Annotated in this window: 18 protein-coding genes; 4 read left to right on the top strand and 14 right to left on the bottom strand. The window is 70.4% G+C overall.

Translation table 11 applies throughout. The features are described 5' to 3' along the window. Positions 1–104: 104 nt before the first annotated feature. Positions 105–701: a TetR/AcrR family transcriptional regulator gene (locus tag ACWGKJ_RS10545; protein ID WP_453315707.1), complete on the top strand. Its 597-nt coding sequence runs from the start codon at positions 105–107 to the stop codon at positions 699–701. Positions 702–1006: 305 nt separating this feature from the next. Next, positions 1007–1510 carry an RICIN domain-containing protein gene (locus ACWGKJ_RS10540; RefSeq protein WP_385018419.1) on the top strand — a complete coding sequence of 168 codons (504 nt, stop codon included), beginning with the start codon at positions 1007–1009 and terminating at the stop codon, positions 1508–1510. Between the two features lie 162 nt (positions 1511–1672). Here ACWGKJ_RS10540 and ACWGKJ_RS10535 read toward each other — a convergent pair whose 3' ends face one another. The 3 genes from ACWGKJ_RS10535 to ACWGKJ_RS10525 all read right to left on the bottom strand — a co-directional run bounded on the left by ACWGKJ_RS10535 (position 1673) and on the right by ACWGKJ_RS10525 (position 4349). Continuing rightward, the gene (locus ACWGKJ_RS10535; protein WP_385018417.1) at positions 1673–2164 is read right to left on the bottom strand and encodes a hypothetical protein; all 492 of its coding nucleotides are present in this window, start codon (positions 2162–2164) and stop codon (positions 1673–1675) included. A gap of 166 nt (positions 2165–2330) precedes the next feature. Then, positions 2331–3647 (bottom strand): MFS transporter, encoded by a 1317-nt coding sequence (locus ACWGKJ_RS10530; protein WP_385018415.1) that lies wholly within the window; start codon positions 3645–3647, stop codon positions 2331–2333. A 54-nt stretch (positions 3648–3701) separates the two neighbouring features. After that, positions 3702–4349 (bottom strand): GntR family transcriptional regulator, encoded by a 648-nt coding sequence (locus ACWGKJ_RS10525; RefSeq protein WP_385018413.1) that lies wholly within the window; start codon positions 4347–4349, stop codon positions 3702–3704. A gap of 143 nt (positions 4350–4492) precedes the next feature. Between ACWGKJ_RS10525 and ACWGKJ_RS10520 the strand changes: the two genes are divergently transcribed. Beyond that, positions 4493–4876: a VOC family protein gene (locus ACWGKJ_RS10520; protein ID WP_385018411.1), complete on the top strand. Its 384-nt coding sequence runs from the start codon at positions 4493–4495 to the stop codon at positions 4874–4876. 121 nt (positions 4877–4997) lie between these two features. On the opposite strand, the gene ACWGKJ_RS10515 is transcribed toward ACWGKJ_RS10520, so the two are convergent. From ACWGKJ_RS10515 to ACWGKJ_RS10505, 3 genes are all read right to left on the bottom strand, one after another. Further along, complete coding sequence (locus tag ACWGKJ_RS10515) at positions 4998–7805, bottom strand: glycoside hydrolase family 2 protein (RefSeq protein WP_385018409.1); 2808 nt, start codon at positions 7803–7805, stop codon at positions 4998–5000. Between the two features lie 168 nt (positions 7806–7973). After that, positions 7974–8480 carry a cupin domain-containing protein gene (locus ACWGKJ_RS10510; protein ID WP_385018407.1) on the bottom strand — a complete coding sequence of 169 codons (507 nt, stop codon included), beginning with the start codon at positions 8478–8480 and terminating at the stop codon, positions 7974–7976. Positions 8481–8624: 144 nt separating this feature from the next. Then, on the bottom strand, positions 8625–9476 hold the full coding sequence (locus ACWGKJ_RS10505; protein WP_385018405.1) for a helix-turn-helix domain-containing protein: 852 nt from the start codon (positions 9474–9476) through the stop codon (positions 8625–8627). Between the two features lie 112 nt (positions 9477–9588). On the opposite strand from ACWGKJ_RS10505, the gene ACWGKJ_RS10500 reads away from it, so the two are divergent. Then, on the top strand, positions 9589–10416 hold the full coding sequence (locus ACWGKJ_RS10500; RefSeq protein ID WP_385018403.1) for an alpha/beta fold hydrolase: 828 nt from the start codon (positions 9589–9591) through the stop codon (positions 10414–10416). A gap of 166 nt (positions 10417–10582) precedes the next feature. On the opposite strand, the gene exaC is transcribed toward ACWGKJ_RS10500, so the two are convergent. The 8 genes from exaC to ACWGKJ_RS10460 all read right to left on the bottom strand — a co-directional run bounded on the left by exaC (position 10583) and on the right by ACWGKJ_RS10460 (position 21720). Next, the gene (gene exaC / locus ACWGKJ_RS10495) at positions 10583–12106 is read right to left on the bottom strand and encodes an acetaldehyde dehydrogenase ExaC (protein ID WP_385018401.1); all 1524 of its coding nucleotides are present in this window, start codon (positions 12104–12106) and stop codon (positions 10583–10585) included. A 131-nt stretch (positions 12107–12237) separates the two neighbouring features. Further along, positions 12238–13815, bottom strand: a complete 1578-nt coding sequence (locus ACWGKJ_RS10490; protein WP_385018399.1) for a GMC family oxidoreductase — start codon at positions 13813–13815, stop codon at positions 12238–12240. A gap of 93 nt (positions 13816–13908) precedes the next feature. Next, a complete protein-coding gene (locus ACWGKJ_RS10485) occupies positions 13909–15531 on the bottom strand; it encodes an APC family permease (RefSeq protein ID WP_385018397.1) in 1623 nt (540 codons plus the stop codon). Beyond that, positions 15489–16958, bottom strand: coding sequence for an aldehyde dehydrogenase family protein (locus ACWGKJ_RS10480; protein ID WP_385018395.1), 1470 nt, complete (start codon positions 16956–16958; stop codon positions 15489–15491). The genes ACWGKJ_RS10485 and ACWGKJ_RS10480 overlap by 43 nt, the downstream gene beginning before the upstream one ends. A 199-nt stretch (positions 16959–17157) precedes the next feature. Beyond that, the gene (locus ACWGKJ_RS10475; protein ID WP_385018393.1) at positions 17158–18411 is read right to left on the bottom strand and encodes a GAF domain-containing protein; all 1254 of its coding nucleotides are present in this window, start codon (positions 18409–18411) and stop codon (positions 17158–17160) included. 87 nt (positions 18412–18498) lie between these two features. Beyond that, positions 18499–19101, bottom strand: a complete 603-nt coding sequence (locus ACWGKJ_RS10470; protein WP_385018391.1) for an N-acetylmuramoyl-L-alanine amidase — start codon at positions 19099–19101, stop codon at positions 18499–18501. 58 nt (positions 19102–19159) lie between these two features. Beyond that, positions 19160–20176, bottom strand: a complete 1017-nt coding sequence (locus ACWGKJ_RS10465; RefSeq protein WP_385018389.1) for an acetamidase/formamidase family protein — start codon at positions 20174–20176, stop codon at positions 19160–19162. Continuing rightward, on the bottom strand, positions 20173–21720 hold the full coding sequence (locus ACWGKJ_RS10460) for an APC family permease (protein WP_385018387.1): 1548 nt from the start codon (positions 21718–21720) through the stop codon (positions 20173–20175). Before ACWGKJ_RS10460 ends, ACWGKJ_RS10465 begins: the two co-directional genes overlap by 4 nt. Between the last annotated feature and the right edge of the window lie 9 nt (positions 21721–21729).

Here is a 21729-nt window from a genome sequence, read left to right as displayed (position 1 = left end):
GGTGATGAAGGCTAAACGGACAGCTGTCCGTTCAGAGTTCCCGACCGTAGTGGACAACTGTCCGCCCAGCAAGGATGATTCCGCGCCACACCGGAGGAGGACGTGTGCGACACCCCAAGAGGCAGCCTGCGCTGCGCTCGGACGCGCAGCGCAACCGTGACAGCATCCTTGAGGTGGCCCTCGCCGAACTGACGCGCTCGGCGGACACGCCTCTGAGTGCCATCGCGCGTAAGGCGGGCGTCGGGCAGGGCACGTTCTACCGGAACTTCCCCAGCCGGGAGGCGCTGGTCCTGGAGGTGTACCGGTACGAGGTGGAGCATGTCGCGCAGGCCGCCGAGCAGTTGCTGTGCACGCGGCCGCCCCGCGTGGCACTGCGCGAGTGGATGGACCGGCTCGCGCAGTACGCGATGGCCAAGGCGGGCCTCGCCGAGGCGCTGCGCGAAGCGACGGCCGCCCGCGGCACCATGAAGAGTCTCGCGCACGGTCCGCTGACGGAGGCTGTCGCGCTGCTGCTCGCGGCGAATGAGAAGGCGGGCACGATCCGTCCCGGAGTGACCTCGGACGACTTCATGCTGGCGATCGCGGGTCTGTGGATGATAGATCCGCAGAGCGACTGGCAGACGCGCGCCGGCCGGCTGCTGGATCTGGTGATGGACGGGCTGAGGTCGGGGGCGCCGGAGACGTCGCCGCGAGCGTTCTGAGCACTCAGGGATCTCGGTGCCGAACCGCTGACCGCGCCGGCCGCCCGCGTTCAAGTGAGTTGTCCGTTAACGGTATGAGCTGCTTTATGTCATCAAGACGGGTTAATCACTCCTTCTCCGGCATACCTCCGTACGGCCGATGGGGAGGCTCGCCCCCGTACATCCGTGGCAGGTGCGCGGCCGGTTCGAGGCCGCCTCCTCGTGGAAGGGGTTCCATCCATGCTCGTCCGAAAGCCGCTTCGTTCCCACCGGGGCCTGGTCTCTGCGCTGCCGCTGTCGCCGCGGTCAGCCTCTGTGGTGCCGTCATGCCTGGGCAGGCATCAGCGGCGCCCGGTGTAAGCAGTGTCCGGCATCAGGAGATCGTCAACCGGGCCGATGGCTCCCGGATGGAGTCCTTCAACGACTCCAAGGCCGCGGGCACCGCGCTGGCCACGATCCGTGCCGCGGTCTTCGACAAGCGGGTGGTGGTCGGCTGGGAGTTGGAGAGGCGGAGCGACAGCACCTGGGTGATCCGCAGTGAGGAGGCCGGGCTCTGTCTCCAGCCGACATCCACTGCGGCGGTCGGAGTGGCGGTGTCCATGGAGAACTGCGACGGAAGCGCGGCGCAGAGCTGGAAAATCGTCCCCGAGTCGACCAACACCGGTGCGGAGGGGGCGACCGGGTGGTGGAGCCTGCGGCCGGCCGGGAACACCAGGCTGGCCGCGGCGGTGGACACCGTCGGCGGCGCGTACTCGACGGTCAGCCTGTACCGGGCCACGAACAGCGCCGACCGCCTCTGGCACCACGAGGACCCCGGGCAGAGCTGGTAGGTGCCCCTCGGGCAGGCCGGGGCCCCGCCCTGGCTGCGGCGCTTGCGCCCTCCTCGGCGGTGAGGGCGGGTTCCGGCGTGCCGTCGTTGGCCCAACCACCCCTGTCCGCTGCCCCGGTAGGTCTTCCGCGACCTGCCGGGGCGGTTCCGTACCCGAGCACCGTCAGGATCCGTCCCACTGCGAGCCGCACTTGCTACGCCGACCGGCAGGTACCGCCACATCGTCGGAGGCCGCGGGAGCCGCCCCGGTGAGTTCGGGGGCGGGCTCGGGCATGACGGCGGTGAGTCCGTCCCGTGCCCCGAGGGGAGAGAACCCGGTCGTCCCGGAAGCCCGGGGAGCGGGGCAGGGGGTGGCGGCCTCGACGGCCGGGGCTGTCCCGGTGAGTCCGCGGTCGGCCCGGGCCATCCCCGCACGGGCGGCGCGGCGCAGCTCGCGGGCCCCGGGCATCGCCCGGAACAAGGTGGAGAGCACGGGAACCGCGAGCAGTGCGAGAACGGTGGCGGCGACCGGATGCGCCCCGGCCCAGTGCGCGAAACGTACGAAGAGCAGCACGGCGGCGCAGAGCACGGCTCCCACCAGCGCGAGGAGAACGACGGTGGGGGACAGCGCCTCCGTTGCTCCGGGACGTTTGGTGTCAGTCCTGGTCTCCCGCATCGGCACCGGGCCTCCTTCACATCGTCATGAACCCCTTCGAACGACGTCTGCCCCGACCACCGCAATCCATGATCAACAACATGGGTCCCGCGTCCCGTTGCCGAGCGGCAGGCCCGCCCGACCGCTCTTCCGGGCACCGCTGCCCAGCCCCGGCCGCCGTGGGGCGCTACTCTTCCCGAGCCGCCCGGAACCGGCTCTCCCGCTCCACCACGTCCGCTCTCATCTCCGGCCCCCGCAAAGGTTCTTGGACCTCTCGCCCCTCCGGCCGCCGCACTCCGTGGACCACGACGGCCAGGCACCCGGCCGCCACTGTCGCCACACCGGTCAGGAGCACCGGATACGGCACCCGGACGGACATCAGCGCGAGGAGGGTGGGCAGCAGAAACCCCGCATAGGCGAGTGCGTAGTACACACCGGTCAGCCCCGCCAGATCATCCGCACCGGCGATGCGCTGCACCTCAAGGAGCCCGGTCACCACCGCGATTCCGTACCCCGCGCCCAGCACCAGCGCCGCGGCCAGCGCCAGCCAGGGGGAGCGGAGCACCGCGTCGACGGCGCACACCGCCGTGCCGGCCACCATCACCGTCATCGCGATGACACCGGGATTCGGTGCGCTCCGCGCCCGGTCGAGCCGCTTGGCCAGCGGTTGGACAGCGACGCCGGCACCCAGATAGAGGACGGTGAGGGCAGTCGCGTAGACCAGGCCCCAGTCCCCGAGACGGTCGTCGACCAGTTGCGGCATCACCGCGTAGGCCAGCCCGGCCGCCCCGAACACCCAGGGCGCCATCGGCAGCACCAGCAACCGGAACCGGCGGCGCCCGCGCGGAGGGACACGCAGATCGCTCAGCAGTCCGCGGACCGTGCCCGGGGAGGCGGCGCGCGTCTCCGGCACACCGGGCAGAAGCGCCAGGACCGGGAGAGTGAGCGCGATGTGCACCACGTACGGCAGCACCATCGGCCACGGCCCCCACTGGGCCAGCAGACCTGCGAGTCCCGCCCCGAGGCCGAAACCGGACGTGAGCCACAGCGACGCCCGCCGGGCGCCGAGGGTCGCGTCTGCGGACGCCGTGGACAGCTCCTTCACCCAGCTGCTGCCGACGGACATGGCGACCCCGACCGCGATACCGGTGAGCAGCCGGCCTGCGTAGATCGGCCACGGGCCCTCCGCGCCGAAAGCGAGAACCGCGCTCGCGATCACCGACAGGACCGTCCCCGCGAACATGACGCGACGTCGGCCGTGCCGGTCGGACAGCGGGCCCGCGCACAACAGGCCGGGAATCAGCCCCACCACGTAGGCGCCGAGAAACATGTCGACACTCAGCACCGAATAGCCGCCGACCCGGCGATACATGATGAGCAGGGGGGTGAACTGGTTTCCGCCCCAGCCACAGGCGAACATCGCGGAGGCCGCGATCCTGGGCCACGCCGGGGGAGTGGTGGGAGCGCTGGGAGTGGTGGTGAGGGTCGGTTGAGCGGCGGACATACGACTCGCGGTCTCCTGGAGCTGGCTGTGTGCGTGTGCCTGGTGCCGTACGGCTCAGGTCTGCCGGTGTGTGTCGCGCAGATGTGATCTCAGCGTCGTGGCGAACCGTGCGCTGTCCCCCGACAGCAGCAGCTCCAGCAGAGCGGTGTGCTCCCCGGCAAGTTGGGCCAGGCGCTCCGGACGCAGGTGCAGTGCGTAGACGCTCATCCGCCGCTGCCGGTCCGTCAGTGTCCGGTAGAACTTGCTCGACAGCGTGTTGCCCGCCGCGTCCACGACGCCGCGGTGGAACATCTCGTCGGCCTCGGCGAACCCCTCGACGTCCCCGGCCTCCGCCCGCTCGTGCTGGAGATCGATCACGGCGCGCAGCCGTGCCGTGTCCTCGTCCTCCAGGCCCTGCTCGGCGATCCGTTCCGCGGCCGCCTGTTCGAGCGCCTGCCGCAGCTCCAGGACGTCCTGTGCCTCACCCGGCGAGACCGGCACCACCACAGCGCCGCGCTTGGGGTGGAGCTCAAGCAGATCCTCACCGGCCAGCCGGAGGAAAGCCTCACGCACCGGTGTACGGCTCAGGCTCGCCCGCTCCGCGATCTCTCCCTCGCTGATCAGACTGCCGCCGGGCAGCCGGCCGCTCAGGATGAGTTCCTTCGTGAGCGCGTAAGCGGCGTGGGACGCGGAAGGTCGCGCTGTGGTGTCTCGGGTGGCCATGGCGTCACTCTAACTCAATAGATGCATGCATGGATACATGCAGATAGCATGTTTGCTCCGCCGGGTGCCTCTCCGGTCCGTACAGGCCGGTGATGGCTGCAATCCGGTGGCGTCGGACGCGGCGATCAGGAAGGCTCGCGTGCATGGTCTCGGTACTGCAGAACGTCGCGATCGACTGTGCGGACGCCTACGGGCTGGCCCGGTTCTGGAGCCGGGTGACCGGCCGCCCGCAGCACCCCGAGGACAGGCCGGGTGACCTGGAGACCCAGGTGCTGCTTGCGGAGGGCCCGGTGCTGTACTTCAACCAGGTGCCGGACGCCAAGACGGTCAAGAACCGGCTCCATCTGTGTCTGCGCCCCGAGACCTCACGCGATCAGGAGGTGGACCGGCTGCTGGGCCTCGGAGCCACCTTTGTCGCGGATCGCCGGAATCCCGACGGTTCGGGCTGGGCGGTCCTCGCCGATCCCGAAGGCAATGAGTTCTGCGTTCTGCGCAGTGAGGCCGACCGGGCGGCCATGCTTTCCTGACGCTCGCGTGCCGCGCCCCTGGACGGTTCCGTACGACAGACCGGCGCAGCCGCTGCGAGAGCACAGGCAGAGCCAGAACCGTGGGCGGGCCGGACGGGACCGGCCCACCCACGCGTCCCGGTTACCCGCCGAAGGTCTTCTTGGACGGGTGGGTCGCGAGTGCCGCCTGGTTGAAGGTCACGGCGACCCCGTGCCCCCGCAGCCGGGAGGCCCGCTGGTCGATCTTCCAGCCGTCGATCCGTACACCGACGTCCCGGTGGTGCCGGATCTGGTCGTCGTCGAGCTGTACCCGGACCGTGCGGGATTCGCCGCCCACCAGGTTGAGGTAGTTGTCGCTGAACGTGGCGGGCAGGACGCGTTCACCGGTCCTGGTGTCGTACACCTGAAGATGCAGCATCAGCGCCACGGCCCGGCCGGTGTTCTCGACCTCCACCGACAGGCCGAGTCCGTCCCGTCCGTGCTCCGTGCCGGCCACGACGGAGACGGCGGCCGCAGGTGCCTCGTCCAGGCTCTCGAATCCCGCGGCGCGGGCCGGATTCTCGGCCCAGTAGAAGTTACGGACCAGTTCCTTGCCGTGCGCGTCGCTGAACACGAGCCGGACGAAAGCGACTTCGGACGGTGCGTCCTTGAGCTGTGAGGCGATGGAGCCGATCACGGTGTGGTCGGACGCATCCGCTCCACCGACGCGCAGGGAAGTGTGGGCGAAAGCGGCCCCGTTCAGGTCGTGGAGCGTGACGGCGACGGTGCCCCGCACCACCGAGCGGGTGTGGTTGGCCACCACCACATCAAGGGTCTGGCTGTTGAGGATCACGTTCACCCGCCGGCACGCGTGCTGGACCGCGTAGAACGTCGCATGCGCCTCCAGGTCGTGGCTGTACATCTGCCAGACGAAGCTGGGCTGCGCGGGGTTGGTCATCCACATGATGACACCGGTGCGCGGATACGGCTTGTTCTCGGCGGCGCTCTCCATGTTCGCGGCGTGCGCCTCGTAGATCGCCTTGGTGCACTCGTAGTTCATCAGCTGGGACTTGCGGGCGAAGTCCGGCAGGTTGAGCACTTCGCCGTAGCGCTCCGCGGTGAGCCGCAGATAGCCGGCGCCGCCGCCGTTGCCCCCGTTGCCGTTGACGTCCCGGTCGGCCCAGAAGTCGTCCGGGTGCTCCCACGACGCCTCCGGGAGCATCTTCCTGATGAACTCCAGCGTGGGTATCGAGTACGAGCCGACCTCGTTGTGGAACGGGGGCCAGTGCGTGCCGTCGTTGAGGGAGAAGTGGGTGCTCGGAGTGACCCAGTGGTACGGCCCGCCCGAGCTGTACCCGCCGATCGGGTCCTTGCCGGTGTCCCCGGCCGAACTCGTCAGCACGGCGCGCTTGGGGTCGAGTTCGGCGACCAGCGAGTCCAGGCCGTCGATGAGCTGCTGCGGCGGCGGGCCCTCGTTGCCGCCGCACCAGAGCAGGACCGAGGGGTGGTTGCGGAACCGCACGATGCAGTCGCGGATGTTGTCCAGGTCACGGGCGACGTTCCCCGGCGGGGGGCCCTCGGTCGAGCAGAAGAAGTCCTGCCAGACGAGGATGCCGTACGCGTCGCAGGCATCGAAGAAGTCCTCGGTGCTGCTCTGGCCGTTCCAGTTCCGGATCAGGTTGAGGTTGGCGTCGCGGTGCAGCCTCACCTGCTCCCGCAGCCGTTCCCGCGGAATACGCCTGAGTGCCTCGTCCAGGCCCCAGTTGCCGCCCATCACCAGGATCGGCTGGTTGTTGACGGTGATCGCCAGGCAGTCGGCCGGGGAGCCCGACGGTGACTGGATCGGCTTGGTGTACTCGATCCGCCGGACGCCGAAGTCCACCGTACGTTCGTCGTGGACCTGGCCACCGGACTCGACGCCGATCGCCAGCCGGTAGCGGTAGGGGTCACCGTAGCCGTTGGGCCACCACAGCTTCGGGCGATCCAGCCGCAGGCAGGTGATGTCCTTCGACGTCAGGGTGACCGAGGACGAGCCGGCCGGCACGGTGACGGTCCGTTCGAATGCGTGACCGTCGATGGACCCCTTCACCACCACGGCCCTGGCCTTGTCGAAGGCGCTGTCGAGGGCGAGGTCGATCGCGATGTCGGCCGTACGGAGATCGGCGGAGAGCGTGGGGTCGACGCGGACGTCGGTCAGCCGGACCGGCCCGGTGGTGGACCAGGTGACCGGCTGCCAGATACCGAGGTCCCGGTCGGGGATGGTGGGCAGCCAGTCCCAGCCCGCCGTACAGAAGGCTGTCGGCCCGTTCTTCAGGGTGATCCCGGTCTTGCCGCCGTTGTGGCCGCCGCGGGTGACGCCGCTGGCGTAGCTCGGCAGCGACGGGGGGTCGGTGTACTCCAGCTTGCCGACCAGCACCGCGAGATGGGCCGTACCGTGCGCCTTCGCGACGATGTCCGTGACATCGAAGACACCGCGCCTGTACGCCCCCTCGATGGTGCCCACTTCGGTGCCGTTGAGCCAGATGGTTCCCAGGTAGTTGATGCCCTCGAACTGCAGCCAGAACCGCTGGCCCGGGATCAGCCGCGGTACGGGGAAGGCGACCCGGTACCAGTAGCCGGTGTCCTTGAGGGTGTCCGGGACCGTATCGGTCACGATGTGGCCGTAGAGGGGATCGGGGTACTCGCCGTTGGCGATCATGCTGGTGAGCGGTGTCCCCGGCACGACGGCCGGCTTCATCCCGGCGATGTGCCCGGCGCCGGCCAGCCCCTCACCGTGCAGGCCGGCGCCGTCGGCGGCCGCGAAGGTCCAGCCGCTGGTGATCTCGTGGCCGTGGCTGCGGAGGGGGCCGGTGCCTGCCGGGCCGCCCTGGGCGGCGGCCGCGACGTCGGAGAGCCCGAACGCACCGAGGACTCCACCGCCTGCGACGGCGATCCCACTGGACAGGAAGTGCCTGCGATTCAACTGGGTCACGTCGCTCCCGAGGTGATGACAACGTTGTCAGACGTGAGTTCTATGATCGATAGGCCGCACTCTCTTTGTCAAGAGGTCTGCCCAGGGGGAGGACCCGGTCGTCGGTCACCCGCCGGCCCGGTCAGGACGCTGCCCGCGAGAAGGGCCGCCGGGGACCGGGCGGGTGGGTCAGGTCTGCGCGGTCGGCAGCGCGTACAACCCGGCGAGGTTCACCACGATCGCCTCCTGAGTGCTGCGGGCGATGACGACAACGGCCTCGTCGTCGGGGTCGGGGTTCTCCTCCCGGTGCGGTACGAACGGCGGGACGAAGACATAGTCACCGGGCCCGGTACGCAGCCGTACCTCCTCCGGCCCCTGGCCCGAATCATCCAGGAAGACGAACTCGGGGTGACCGCTCACCACATAGATGGCGGTCTCGGACTCGCCGTGGTGGTGGTCGGACGATGAGGTCGCGGCCGCGACGCGGGTCTCGCCCATCCAGAGTTTCTCGGAACCGGTCGTCGTCCCGCTGATGGCCGCGAACCGGCGCATCCCGTCGGTCTGTGCCGTGCCGCCGTCCAGGGAGCCCGCCCGGATGTGGTGCAACCGGGTGCGCAGCGGTGCCGCCGCGTGGTCAGGTGAATCGTGCAGGTGTGGGTGGAAACCCTCGCCGGGGCTGGTCAACGGCTCGCTCATGGCCGCACGCTAGGGCCCGCCCAGAAGGACGTCAAGCGGCGCCCTCCGTACGGCGTCCGGTCGCGCACCTGCTACTTCCGTTGGTGTTTCACCCGGCATTTCACCTGCGGCAGCGCAGGCTCTCGGGGTCCCGCGGCGGCGGAATCAGACCGAGGTGAGGCCCGTGCGCGGCTGTGTGATCTCCGTGGTCCGCCAGGCGCCCGGGCGGACACCTGTCGCCCTCCGGAAGAACACCGAGAAGTTGGACGCGTCGGGGAAGCCGAGCGCGCCGGCGCAGCCGGCCGCGGTGAGGCGGTCGTGAGCGAGGAGCCGTTTGGCTTCCAGGACGATCCGATCGGCGATGTACGCCTTCGCCGTGCGGCCGGTGGCCTGCTGCGCCGCTCTGGAGAGGGTGCGGGGCGCGTACCCCAGGGACCGGGCGTAGTACCCGGCGTCGTGGTGCTCCCGGAAGTGCGCTTCGACACTGGACCGGAACAGACTGAACACCGGATTCGCCGGCCGTGCTTCGGAGTGCGGCGGCCGGAGCCGGGCGATGAGCGCGGAGAGCAGGATCCGTGGCAGCTCCGCCGATACGTCTCCGGGCGGGGCGGATGCTTCGAGGAGGAGATGGTTCCGCGCGGCGTCGACGTACGGCCATTCGGCGTCGGGGACGGTCCACCGCGCGTCCGTGTCCGGGGTTGCGACGAGTTCGCGGGTGGTGTGGGTGACCGGTGCGGTGGGGACGAACAGCACGATGTGCCCTGCCACGCCCGCGATTTCGTCCCACCGGTGCACCGTGCCAGGAGGGAGCCATACCGCGGACCGCTTCCCGAGCGGGTGCCGGAGGAAGTCGACCATGACGGATCCCTGTCCGGCGTCGACGACGGCGAGTACATGGAAGTCGGCACGTTGTGTGCCGCCGTCGTTGAGCTCGCGAAGCCGGTCGAACGTCATCGTCTCGACAGCGGCGGCGTCACGCCCGACGGGCTGGTAGGTCATCTGCCGGATCGCGGTCATGTGTCCAGTTTCCACCATGGGGCGACCAGTCACGCCGATGCCCGGGACGTCCCGCGGACATTCAATGGATACGCGGAAGATCCGCCACGGCACACCGATCGAGGGAATCGCGATGAACACGGCACCACAGTCCCTGCTGCCCGCTTACGACCACCGGCCGGGGACCGGACCGACTCTGGTGTTCCTGCACTACTGGGGTGGATCCGCCCGCACCTGGGACCTCGTCGTCGATCGCCTTCCGGGACATGACGTACTCACCCCGGACTTCCGTGGGTGGAGCCGCTCAAGCGGTCTGCCCGGCCCCTGCACGCTGCGCCGGCTCGCGGACGACACGCTCGCCGTGATCGCCGACGCGGGTGTCACCGATTACCTCCTCGTCGGACATTCCATGGGCGGCAAGGTCGCCCAACTGGTCGCGGCGGCCCGGCCCACCGGCCTCCGGGGGATCGTCCTCGTCGGCTCCGGCCCGGCGAAGCCCGCCGCGGAGATCACCCCCCAGTACCAGGAAGACCTCTCCCATGCCTACGACTCCGACGAGTCCGTCGCCGGAGTGCGGGACAACATTCTCACCGCGACCGAGCTGCCCGAATCGGTCAAGCAACGGATCGCGGCCGATTCACGTGCCGGCGCCGGCGCCGCCCGTACGGAGTGGCCGCTGCACGGCATCGCAGAGGACATCACCGGGCACACCCGCCTGATCAGGGTGCCCGCGCTGGTCGTCGCCGGAGAGAACGACCGTGTCGAGCCGGTCGGCGTGCTCATCGAGCACCTGCTGCCTTATCTTTCCGGAGCCGACTTCGTGGTGATCCCTCACACGGGTCACCTGATCCCGCTGGAAGCTCCGGCCGACCTCGCCGAGGCGATCACCTCCTTCGTACTGAGGGCCGTGCCGCGGGTCGGCCAGGATGATCCTTGGGAGGTGGACGCGTCCCGGGAGTAGACGCCGCGCGGGCCCGCGGGCACAGGCCACGATCGCCGGTCGGCCGAACCGGCGATCGTGGGGAAGTCCCGGTCCCGGCCCCTGCGAACACCCGCGAGGGCCCGGTGGCCCGGGGCCGCCCTGGCCTGCTTTCCGTGCGCCCGCCAGGGATTACGGGACAGCCGTGTCAGAAGAACCCCAGCTTCTTCGGCGAGTAGGACACCAGCAGGTTCTTCGTCTGCTGGTAGTGGTCGAGCATCATCCGGTGGTTCTCCCGCCCGATCCCCGACTGCTTGTAGCCGCCGAAGGCCGCGTGCGCGGGGTAGGCGTGGTAGCAGTTCGTCCAGACGCGGCCCGCCTGGATGGCGCGGCCGGCACGGTAGGCCGTGTTCATGTCCCTGGTCCATACGCCGGCGCCGAGCCCGTACAGCGTGTCGTTGGCCGTGCTGATCGCGTCGTCGAAGTCGGAGAAGGACGTGACGGCGACCACCGGGCCGAAGATCTCCTCCTGGAAGACCCGCATCCGGTTGTCGCCCTCGAAGACCGTCGGCTGGACGTAGTATCCGCCGGCCAGTTCGCCGTCGTACTCGACGCGCCGGCCTCCGGTGAGGACCTTCGCGCCCTCCTGCCGGCCGATGTCCAGATACGAAAGGATCTTCTGCAGCTGGTCGTTGGAGGCCTGCGCGCCGATCATGGTGTCGGTGTCCAGGGGGTGGCCCGGCTGGATCTGCTCGGTGCGTGCGATGCCCGCTTCCAGGAACTCGCTGTAGTGACCGCTCTGGATCAGCGCGCGCGAAGGGCAGGTGCACACCTCGCCCTGGTTGAGCGCGAACATCGTGAAGCCCTCAAGTGCCTTGTCGCGGAAGTCGTCGTCCGCCGACCACACGTCGTCGAAGAAGATGTTCGGTGACTTGCCGCCGAGTTCGAGTGTGACCGGTTTGATGTTCTCGGAGGCGTACTGCATGATCAGCCGCCCGGTGGTGGTCTCGCCGGTGAACGCGATCTTCGCCACCCGCGGGCTCGACGCCAGCGGCTTGCCCGCCTCGGCGCCGAAGCCGTTGACGATGTTGACCACACCGGCCGGCAGCAGATCGGCGATCAGGCCCATCAGGAAGTGGATGGAGGCCGGGGTCTGTTCGGCGGGCTTGAGCACCACCGCGTTCCCCGCGGCCAGCGCCGGTGCGAGCTTCCAGGTCGCCATCAGGATCGGGAAGTTCCACGGGATGATCTGGCCGACCACACCGAGCGGCTCGTGGAAGTGGTACGCGACGGTGTCGTCGTCGATCTCGCTGAGCGTCCCCTCCTGGGCCCGCAGCGCGCCCGCGAAATAGCGGAAGTGGTCGATGGCGAGCGGGATGTCGGCAGCCAGCGTCTCGCGGACGGGCTTGCCGTTCTCCCAGCTCTCGGCGACCGCCAGCTCCTCCAGATGCGCCTCCATCCGGTCGGCGATCCGGTTGAGGACGGTGGCCCTGTCACCCGCCGGGGTGCGCCCCCAGCCGGGGGCCGCCGCATGCGCCGCGTCCAGGGCGCGTTCGACGTCCTCGGCGGTGCCGCGGGCGATCTCCGTGAACGGCCTGCCGTTGACCGGGCTCGGGTTCTCGAAGTACTGCCCGCGTGCGGGCGGGACGAACTCCCCGCCGATCCAGTGGTCGTAGCGCGACTCGTACGAGACGATCGCGCCCTCGGTACCCGGCGCTGCGTAACGGGTCATGTCAGTGGCCTCCCGGAATCCGCGCCGCCCGCCGTCGGACGGCGCTCGGAGCCGAGGGTAGGGAGCGCGACGTTGCGACCACGTTGCGACGGCGGACTTCCTGTTTCAGCCCTCAGCCCTCAGTTCTCCGGTCAGCCCTCCTTGATCATGTCGGCGCACTTCTCGCCGATCATCATGGTGGTGATGCAGGGATTCACGGTCGGCAGGAACGGCATGACCGAGGCGTCGGCGACCCGCAGCCCGGTGACGCCCTTCACGCGCAGCTGCGGATCGAGCGGCGATTCCGGGTCCCCCGGCGCGCCCATCCGGACCGTCCCGGCCGGGTGGTACACGGTGTTGTGGGTCTCCCGGATGTACGAGAACAGCTCGTCGTCGGAGCGCACGGCCGGCCCCGGCGCCAGCTCGGGGCCCGCCCAGTCGGCCATCGGCGCCTGGGAGACGATCTTCCGCGCGAGCCGCAGCCCGTAGGTCATCACCCGGATGTCGTGGTCGTCGGTGAAGTAACGCGGATCGACCCGGGGCTTGTCGCGGAAGTCGCGGGTGCGCAGCCGTACCGTGCCCATCGAGCGGGCCCGGGTGACGTTCGGCGTGAGGCAGAACGCGTTGTCCGTCGTCGGATAGCCGCGCCGGTAGGTGTTCATGTCGAAGGGCACCGAGCCGTAGTGGAACATCAGGTCGGGCCGGTCCAGGTCCGGTTCGGTGTCGGAGAAGATCCCGATCTCCCACCACTGGGTGGACGAGGTGACCATGGGCTGCTTCGCCTCCCACATGATCACGCCCTCCGGGTGGTCCTGGAGATGCGACCCCACCCCGGGGGAGTCCACCCGTACGCCGATCCCGTTCTCCCGCAGATGCCCAGCAGGTCCGATGCCGGAGAGCATCAGCAGCTTCGGTGAATCGATGGCCCCGCAGCTGACGATCACCTCACGCCGTGCGGTCACCGAGCCGCTGTGGATGGTGTCGGGCTCCAGATACTCGACACCCGTGCAGCGTTCGTGCGCGTCGAAGAGCAGCCGCCTGGCCTGGAGGCCGGTCCGGATCTCCAGGTTCGGCCGCTCCGCGAGCACCGGGTGCAGATACGAGACCGATGCCGACGAACGCGTGCCGTCCGTACGGGCGTTGATCTGGAACCAGTCGGCCCCGCGCACCACGGTCCGCCCCGTGTTGAACGGTGTACGGGGGATCCCCGCTTCCGAGCAGGCGTCGAGCAGCGCCACACCGCACGGGTCGGCCGGCGGGACGGTACGAATGGTGACAGGGCCGGAGCGGCCGTGGTGGTCACCGGGAGCGTCGTTGCTCTCCAGCCGCCGGTAGAGCGGGAAGCAGTCCGCCGCGCTCCATCCCGTACAGCCCAGCGCGCCCCACTCGTCGAGGTCCTCGGCCGGGGCCCAGAAGGCGATGCAGGAGTTGTGCGACGAGCAGCCGCCCAGCACCTTGGCGCGGGCGTGCCGCATGAAGCTGTTGCCGTTCTCCTGCGGCTCCACCGGGTAGTCCCAGTCGTAGCCGGACTCAAGGAGCTCCATCCATCGGTCGAGTTGCAGCACATTGTCGTCGCCGGCGTCCGAAGGCCCCGCCTCCAGCACACAGACGGTGACCGAGGGGTCCTCGCTCAGCCGGGCCGCGATGACCGCGCCCGCGGTCCCGCCGCCCACCACCACGTAGTCGTACGCACCGCGCTCGTCGGCGCGTTCGGGTGTTTCCTCGGACATCGCTGCTCCAGATCAGGGGATTCGACGGGGAGGGAGAGGCGGGAGGGAGTGGAGGGGCGGGGCGGACGGCCGGTGGCCCCGGGGCGGACCGGTTCACGCGGTGGGCGGCGGCGGTTCCTTCAGGACGGCGCGGTGCGCGTCCAGTACGCCGGCCTTCTTGCGCTGGACGAACCAGTAGTACGCGAACCCCCCGCCGCCCACGATCCCGATGAAGACGAACGCGCCCCACTGCAGGTACCAGTGGTGCGGGCCCGTCGCGTTGTAGACCTGGCTGCGAGGCCAGGCCAGATTGAGCGACATGGCGAAGCCCCACAGCACCGCGAGGATGTTGACGGGAAGTCCGAAGCGGCCGAGCGAGAAGCGGCCCTCGACCGGCTCCCAGGTGCCGCGCAGCCGCCGGATCAGCATCGGCGTGGTGACCATCAGATACGCCACGTAGATCATGATGATCGCGATGCTCGTGATCACCGAGAAGATCTGCGGCTGATTGATGTTGATCACCAGGATGACGATGCCGACGACCCCGATGATGATCGCGGGCAGGACCGGTGTCTTGAACCGCGGGCTGACCCGGGCGAGCAGCGACGAAGCCGGCAGACAGTTGTCGCGGGCCATCGCGAACGCCAGCCGGATGCCCGCCGCGTGTACCGCGAGTTCGCAGACCGTGATGGCGATGACCACGCACCACAGCACGATCTGGCCGACCGTCGAACCGAGCGTGGAGAGCACCACGTACTGCAGACCGTCCGCGGACAGCTTCTTCGACGTCAGATCGGGGACGGCCAGCAGCGCGAAGAGCAGGATGAGCCCGCCGAGCAGGAACGAGAAGAACAGGGCCCGAAGGATCGCCCGCGGGGCGTTCCGGCTGGGATCGACGCTCTCCTCCCCGAGCGAGGACGCCGTGTCGAAGCCGTACATCACATACGCGGAGGCGAGCGACGCGGTCAGGAACGCGCGGAGGTAGCCCAGGGTCTGCCCGGCGCCGATGCCATGGGTCTGGGTGATCGCGGCGGGGCCCCTGGTGATGTGCGCGGCCAGCAGGATGATCAGTACGACGGCCGCGATCAGCTCGACCATGACTCCCGCGGAGTTGATCCTGGCCATCAGCTTGACCCCGAAGGCGTTGACCAGGGTGGTGAAGAGGATCAGTACGCTGCCCAGCAGGACGGCGTTCTCCGCGGCGTCCGTCTTGCCGCTGCCGTTGCCGATGAACTGGAACGTCGATGAGATCTGCGGCAGCGTGATCTGGTACGCGAGCGCCACGGCGGCCAGCGAGACCATCGTGGCGGTCATCATCATCCAGCCGCCCAGCCAGCCGATGTGCGGGCCGCCGAGCTTCTTCGCCCAGTTGTAGACCGAGCCGGCCACCGGATACCGGGCGGCCAGCTCGCAGAAGCAGAGGGCCACCATCAGCTGGCCGACGAAGACCATCGGCCAGGACCACCAGTAGGCGGGCCCGCCGAAGCTGACCCCGAAGTAGAAGAGCTGGAAGGTGCCGGTCAGGATCGAGATGTAGCTGATCCCGGCGGCGAAGGTGTGGAAGTTGCCGAGGGTGCGCTTGAGTTCGGGTTTGTAGCCGAAGGCCGAGAGCGAGTCGTCGTCGTGCTGGTTCTGGGTACGGGCGGCGTCCGCGGGCTCCGGTGCGGCGCCGTCCGTCCCGGCGCCGTCCCGGTTCACTCGAACCACCGCAGCGGACGCGGCGACAGATTGCGCCACACATGTTTGGCCTCCTGGTACTCCGCGAGACCCGCGGGGCCCAGCTCGCGCCCGAAGCCCGACTGTTTCATCCCGCCCCACTCCGCCTGCGGCACATACGGCTGGAAGTCGTTGATCCATACGGTGCCCGCCCGCATCCGGGACGCCACCCGGTGGGCCCGGCCCACGTCCTGGGACCAGACCCCGCCGGACAGCCCGTAGACCGTGTCGTTGGCGAGGGCGACCGCCTCGTCCTCGTCGCGGAACCGCTCGACGGTCAGGACCGGCCCGAACGACTCGTCGCGCACCACGGACATCTCCCGGGTGCACTCGTCCAGCACCGTCGGCAGGTAGTAGAAGCCGTCGTCGAGCGCCGGGTCGTCCGGCCGCGCGCCCCCGCACCGGAGCACCGCGCCCTCGGCCACCCCCGCCGCCACATAGGCCTCCACCTTCTCGCGGTGTGCCGCCGAGATCAGCGGACCGGTACGGGCGTTCTCGTCGAAGGGGCCGCCCAGCCGGATGGCCCGCGCCCCGGCCACCACGTCCTCGACGAACCGGTCGTGCAGCTCGTCCTGGACGAGGAGCCGCGCCCCGGCCGAGCAGACCTGGCCGGAGTGGAGGAACACGGCGGTCAGGGCGTAGTCGACCGCGCTCTCGTACTCCGCGTCCGCGAAGACGATGTTGGGGTTCTTGCCGCCGAGTTCCAGGGCGACCTTCTTCACCGTGGGGGCCGCGGCGGCCATGATGCGGCGCCCGGTGACCAGTCCGCCGGTGAACGACACCATGTCGACCCGCGGATCCTCACTGAGGGGGGCGCCGACGTCCGGCCCGGTGCCGAGCACCAGGTTCGCCGCTCCGTCGGGCAGCCCGGCCTCGGCCAGCAGCCGCATCAGGAAGACGGCGGTGTGCGGGGTCAGTTCGCTCGGCTTCAGTACGAACGTGTTGCCCGCCCCGAGCGCGGGGGCGACCTTCCAGGCGGTCTGCAGCAGCGGATAGTTCCAGGGCGTGATGAGCGCGCACACCCCGACCGGTTCATGCACGACCCGGCTGTCGATGCCGGGGTCCCCGGTGTCGACGATGCGGTCGGTGCCACCGGACGCCACCAGATTGCCGAAGTAGCGGAAGCAGTTGGCGATGTCCGCCATGTCGTACTCGCTCTCCACGAGCCGCTTCCCGGTGTCCAGGGACTCGGCGCGGGCGAGCGCGTCCTGGTCGCGTTCGATCAGGGCGGCGACCCGCAGCAGCAGCGCGCCCCGCTCGGCGGCGGGGGTGGCAGGCCACGGGCCGCGGTCGAACGCCTCACGCGCCGCGGCGACCGCGGCCGACGCGTCCCGCGTCCCGCCCTCGTCGACCGTCGCGACCAGGGTGCCGTCGGCGGGGCAGCGGATTTCGCGGAGCCCCCCGTCAGCGGCGGCCTGCCAGATGCCGCCGATGAACAGCTCAGGCATGGGGACTCCTCCGGTTCGGGCGTCCGGCTGACGCGTGGACACTCCATGCGGTCGCGCCCCGGCGGCGGCGCCGCACCGGTCCGCGGTGGCTGCCGGCCGGCCGTGCCGCACCGCCGGGCACGTGCTCTATCAGCCGACAGTAAGGAGCACCGGGCGACCGCGCAGTACGGGAGAGGCAGTCGGGGGAAGACGGCCGTGCTCAGGAACGCTGCCAGGCGTCGAGCTCACGCACCCGTGACACGGCGGACGACCGCTGCCGGGCGGGCAGCGCCGTGGCCAGCGCCTGCCAGACGGGGAGGTCGTCCTCGCCCCACGGGCTGTACGCCCAGTCCGCGAGCAGCCCCGGATCCCCGCGTGCGATCAGCGCCTCCCGCAGCTGGTCGGCGAGGCGCCTGCGCAGCCGGACCACGGCGGGCGCCCGCGATCCGGGCAGCGGCGGCCCGGCGTACGCGTTCATCGCCGAGGTCACCGCCCCGGACGCCAGCAGGCGTGCCACCCGGGCGAAGTCGGTGCCGACCGGCCCGGCCAGCCGGTAGGGACGCGACCGCAGCAGGTCCGGGCCGAGCAGCCCGCGCAGCCGGAACAGTTCCGCGCGCAGGGTGACCGGGGTGACCGACTCGTCCTCGTACAGCTCGACCAGCAACTCGTCCCCGGTGACACCCTCCGGGCGCTGGGCGAGCACCGTGAGGATCTCGCTGTGCCGCCGGCTGAGCCCGTACGTGCGGCCGTCCGCCACCAGGAGCGCGGCGTCCCGCCCCAGCACCGACAGCTGTACGGAGCCGGGTGCGGGCGGCGGCGCGAGCAGCGCGAGCTGTGACTCGGCGGCCCGTGCGACCGCGCCGACGAAGGCCAGGCTGTGCGGGTGGGCCAGCCGGTCGCCGCCGGTGATGTCCACGGCGCCCAGCACCCGTCCGGTGCCCGGATCGTGGACCGGCGCCGCGGCGCACGTCCACGGGTGGGCGGGCCGCTGGAAGTGTTCGGCCGCGAAGACCTGGACGGGGCGGTCGACGGCGATGGCGGTGCCGGGCGCGTTGGTCCCGGTCGCCGCCTCCGCCCAGCGCGCCCCCGGGACGAAGTTCATCAGGCCGGCCTGTCTGCGGGGCGTCGCGTGCCCCTCCACCCAGAGCAGCCGCCCATGGGCGTCGCACACCGCCAGCAGATGTTCGCCGTCCATCGCGTAGGCGCCCATCAGCTCGCGGAACAGCGGCATCACCCGGGCCAGCGGATGGCCGTCCCGGTATGCCGCGAGCCCGTCGTCGTCCATCTCGACATGCGCCGTCCCCTCGCGGCTGACCCGTGCGCGGGCCGAGCGCCGCCAGGACTCCGCGACCCCGGCGCGCACCGGCCGCTCGACGCGCCCCGCTGCGGCGAACGACTCGTACGCCCCGCGCAGCGCCCTGCGGCGCCGCGCGGGATCGGCTCCCGCCTCCAGAGCCACCCATGTGTCGGTCAACTCGGCCTCCCCGGCCCCGGTGCACCGGCCAGGGCCATCGTCGCCCCGCCATCGTCGCCCCGGCGGCGGGAGCGGGCAAGCGTCCCGTCAGGCGGAGTTGACCAGCCGCAGATAGCGCACCCAGTCCCAGTGGGGGCCGGGGTCGGTGTGGTCGGTGCCCGGGACTTCGACGTGCCCGATGATGTGCGTGCGGTCCTTGGGAATCGCGTACCGGTCGCAGACGGACGCCGTGAGCGCCGCGGACTTCTCGTACAGGGCGTCGGTGAAGTACTCGGGCTTGTCGACCCAGCCCTCGTGCTCGATACCGATGCTGCGGGTGTTGTAGCCCCAGTTCCCCGCGTGCCAGGCGATGTCGTGCTCCCGGACGCACTGCGCGATGTACCCGTCGTCGGAGCGCACCACGTAGTGGGCGGTGACCGCTTTCGCCGGGTCCTGGAAGATGGCCAGGGTGTCGGCGAAGGTCTCCTGGGTGACGTGGATGACCACCCGGTCCACCAGATAGGCCGAAGGGCGGGTGGAGGCGGTGTAGTTGGCGGTCGACGCGGGGTGCCAGTGGGCGGTCGGGTAGTCGGTGTCCGTCGCGCTGTCCGCGTCCGCGTCGGTCGCGGGCAGCAGGGCGCTCGCGGCGGCCACGAACGCCGCGCTCTGCAGCAGCCGTCTGCGGCTGGGACCCGGTGCGTTGGGGGCCATCTGTCTCTCCTGGGGTGGGGGGAACGTCTGTCTGCCGGCGAAGCGGCCCGGTGCGGCCTCAGAGCCGGGGGAGTGTCGCCGCGGTCTCCCTGAGATGACGGTGCAGACCGCGGTGCGGTTCTCCCGCGGGCAGCCATTCCTTGCGGATCTTCGCGACACAGGTGTAGTTGGTGTCGCAGACATTGCCGAGCGGGGCCTCGCCCGCCTGGGAGAGCAGCTGGTACGCGTCCAGTTCGGACAGACCGTAGTCGCGCGCCATCCACTGGACCAGGTCGAGCTGGGAGATCCGGAAGGCGTCCTCCAGCGGGCGGGCCGATCCGGTCGACATCAGATGGGTGTCCGACTCCAGACGGGGCCAGGGTGTCGCCACGCCCTTCAGCAGCTCGACCACGACGACGGTGTTCATGGCGCACTCCACGGCCACCCCGCAGGTCTCGCCCTCGCCCTGCCGGGCGTGCCCGTCGCCGAGGCTGAGCAGGGCGCCTTCGACGTTCACCCCCAGATAGCAGGTGACACCCGCCCGCATCTCGGGTGTGTCCATGTTCCCGCCGTGCGCGTCGGGCACCAGCGCGGAGCGCACCTCCAGATTGGCCGGGGCCACCCCCACCGTCCCGTGCATCGGGTCCATCGGCAGGGCGACCTCGATGTCGCTGTCCCGCGCCCGGAAGAGACAGGTGCGCCGCTCGCGGTCCAGCTCCCACATCCATACGACCTCGGGCAGCGGGGGCTGCAGGGTGGCCGTCGTGTGGGTGGAGGTCAGCGCGCCGAAGAGCGGGACGGTCGTCGACGCGGCCCAGTCCCGGGCCGGTTCGACCGACACAAAGTGCACGGCCACCGTGTCGCCGGGCTCGGCGCCCTCGATGTGGAAGGGGCCGGTCTGCGGGTTGAGGAAGGGGAACTCGCAGACCTCGGAGACCAGGTCCTTCTCGGAGCGCACCCGTCCCGCGAAGCAGTCCTCGGTGAACAGATCGAGGACGGTGCCGGGGGCGATGCGGGCCACCGGGGCCGCCCCGCCGAACGTCCAGGCGTACTCACCCTCGTTGGGCCGCACTGTCAGGATGCGCGGATCACTCATGCGGGCAACTCTCCTGTCTCGTCGGTCGTGTGGTGCGTCGGGTCGTCTTCCCCGGTAACGCCGCTGCGACCCTCCTGGTTCCGGACCCCGGCCGGGACCGGCGGCCCGTCCAGATGCACCCGGCCCGTCTCGGCGAGCCGCGCGGGGTGTCTGCGCACCAGCACGGCCAGCACCACCACACCGGCCAGCATCCAGCCGCCGACCACCGGTCCCGCGTACGAGACGGGCGGCTTCAGCGGGGAGACGAAGTCGAAGGCCGGGATCCCGGCCGCCGTCAGGAGCGCCGGGACGAAGGCGGCGATGCCCAGCACCGGGAAGAGCAGATGCGGCACCGGGCGGAACAGATCGCGCCTGCGCCGCAGGAAGTACCCGGCACACGCCAGGTTGACGACGATGTACACGCCGATGACCACCGTCACGATCACCGTGGCGAGCAGCGCGAAGGCGGTCTCCGGGCCGTACGCGAGACCGAGCCCCAGCACGGCGGCCACTGCCACGGCGAACTGGGCCGCGACCCCCGTGACGGGGGAGCGGTGGCGGGGATGGACCCGGGCGAACGGGCGCGGGAACACCCCGATCCGCCCGAGCGCGAAAGCGGTACGCGTCGACACGTTCGCGCACGCGTTGGCGTTGGCAATGGTCGAGTTGACGACGGCGAGGAAGAGCAGCACCCAGAAGAACCCGAACGAGGCGCGCGCCACCCCCTCCCAGGACGCGGCCCCCGCGACCCCGAACCCGGCGAACCGGTCCGGGCCGAAGTACACCGACATGGCGTAGGTGGTCAGGACGTAGAACAGGCCGATCGCCAGGGCCGCCCCGAGCACCGCCCGCCGCATGGTGCGCCGCGGGTCGCGTGCCTCCTCGGCGAGCGGTGCGGCCGCCTCGAACCCGGCGAAGGCAAGCACTGTGTAGACGGATCCGGCGAAGACCCCGCCGGCCCCCGTGTATCCATGGGCGGTGTGCGAAGTGCCGAACACCGAGAGGGTGTTGGCGTCCCCGGCCTTCACGATCAGCAGGACGGCGAAGACCAGCAGGACGAGCACTTCGAAGACGCCGAGTAGGGTGCCGAAGCGGGCCGAGGCCCGGACGCCGTAGAAACCGGCCAGGGCGATGACCACCGCGCCCGCCAGGGACCACGGCCACCACAGATCCGCCGGGTACGAGGCCCACTCCTGGTGCAGGGTGCCCCCCGTGGTGAAGCCCAGCTGGAGCAGGAGCAGCGCGGGCACCAGCGCCTCGACGAAGACATAGCCCCAGCCGACCAGGAACCCGACCGCCGGGTGCAGTCCGCGTGCGGAGTACGTCGCCACCGAGCCGGCGGCGGGCAGTTGCCGTGCCAGCTCGGCCACGCACGACGCGGTGAACAGACAGGCCACCAGTGCCACCAGCACCGAGAGCGGCAGACTGCCGCCCGCGAAGGCGGCGCCCGACGGGATCGACGCGGCGACGGCCGCCGCGGGCGCCATGGCCGTGATGCTCTGGAAGAGGACCTCGCGCAGCCCGATGGCGTCGCGCCGCAGTCCTGGGTCCGATTCCCCCGGCATTCTCCGACT

This window comes from Streptomyces sp. NPDC054757 (assembly GCF_053612185.1).
Note: the sequence above shows the minus strand (reverse complement) of the source record. Positions and strands in the feature narration are given on the sequence as shown.

Excerpts from the sequence above, each read along its gene's own strand:
- ACWGKJ_RS10480 (WP_385018395.1), bottom strand. The coding sequence starts at position 16,958 with ATGCCTGAGCTGTTCATCGGCGGCATCTGGCAGGCCGCCGCTGACGGG.
- ACWGKJ_RS10540 (WP_385018419.1), top strand. The coding sequence starts at position 1,007 with ATGCCTGGGCAGGCATCAGCGGCGCCCGGTGTAAGCAGTGTCCGGCAT.
- ACWGKJ_RS10520 (WP_385018411.1), top strand. The coding sequence starts at position 4,493 with ATGGTCTCGGTACTGCAGAACGTCGCGATCGACTGTGCGGACGCCTAC.
- ACWGKJ_RS10500 (WP_385018403.1), top strand. The coding sequence starts at position 9,589 with ATGAACACGGCACCACAGTCCCTGCTGCCCGCTTACGACCACCGGCCG.
- ACWGKJ_RS10470 (WP_385018391.1), bottom strand. The coding sequence starts at position 19,101 with ATGGCCCCCAACGCACCGGGTCCCAGCCGCAGACGGCTGCTGCAGAGC.
- ACWGKJ_RS10530 (WP_385018415.1), bottom strand. The coding sequence starts at position 3,647 with ATGTCCGCCGCTCAACCGACCCTCACCACCACTCCCAGCGCTCCCACC.
- ACWGKJ_RS10460 (WP_385018387.1), bottom strand. The coding sequence starts at position 21,720 with ATGCCGGGGGAATCGGACCCAGGACTGCGGCGCGACGCCATCGGGCTG.
- ACWGKJ_RS10510 (WP_385018407.1), bottom strand. The coding sequence starts at position 8,480 with ATGAGCGAGCCGTTGACCAGCCCCGGCGAGGGTTTCCACCCACACCTG.
- ACWGKJ_RS10535 (WP_385018417.1), bottom strand. The coding sequence starts at position 2,164 with ATGCGGGAGACCAGGACTGACACCAAACGTCCCGGAGCAACGGAGGCG.
- ACWGKJ_RS10505 (WP_385018405.1), bottom strand. The coding sequence starts at position 9,476 with ATGACCGCGATCCGGCAGATGACCTACCAGCCCGTCGGGCGTGACGCC.
- ACWGKJ_RS10465 (WP_385018389.1), bottom strand. The coding sequence starts at position 20,176 with ATGAGTGATCCGCGCATCCTGACAGTGCGGCCCAACGAGGGTGAGTAC.
- ACWGKJ_RS10525 (WP_385018413.1), bottom strand. The coding sequence starts at position 4,349 with ATGGCCACCCGAGACACCACAGCGCGACCTTCCGCGTCCCACGCCGCT.
- exaC (WP_385018401.1), bottom strand. The coding sequence starts at position 12,106 with ATGACCCGTTACGCAGCGCCGGGTACCGAGGGCGCGATCGTCTCGTAC.
- ACWGKJ_RS10490 (WP_385018399.1), bottom strand. The coding sequence starts at position 13,815 with ATGTCCGAGGAAACACCCGAACGCGCCGACGAGCGCGGTGCGTACGAC.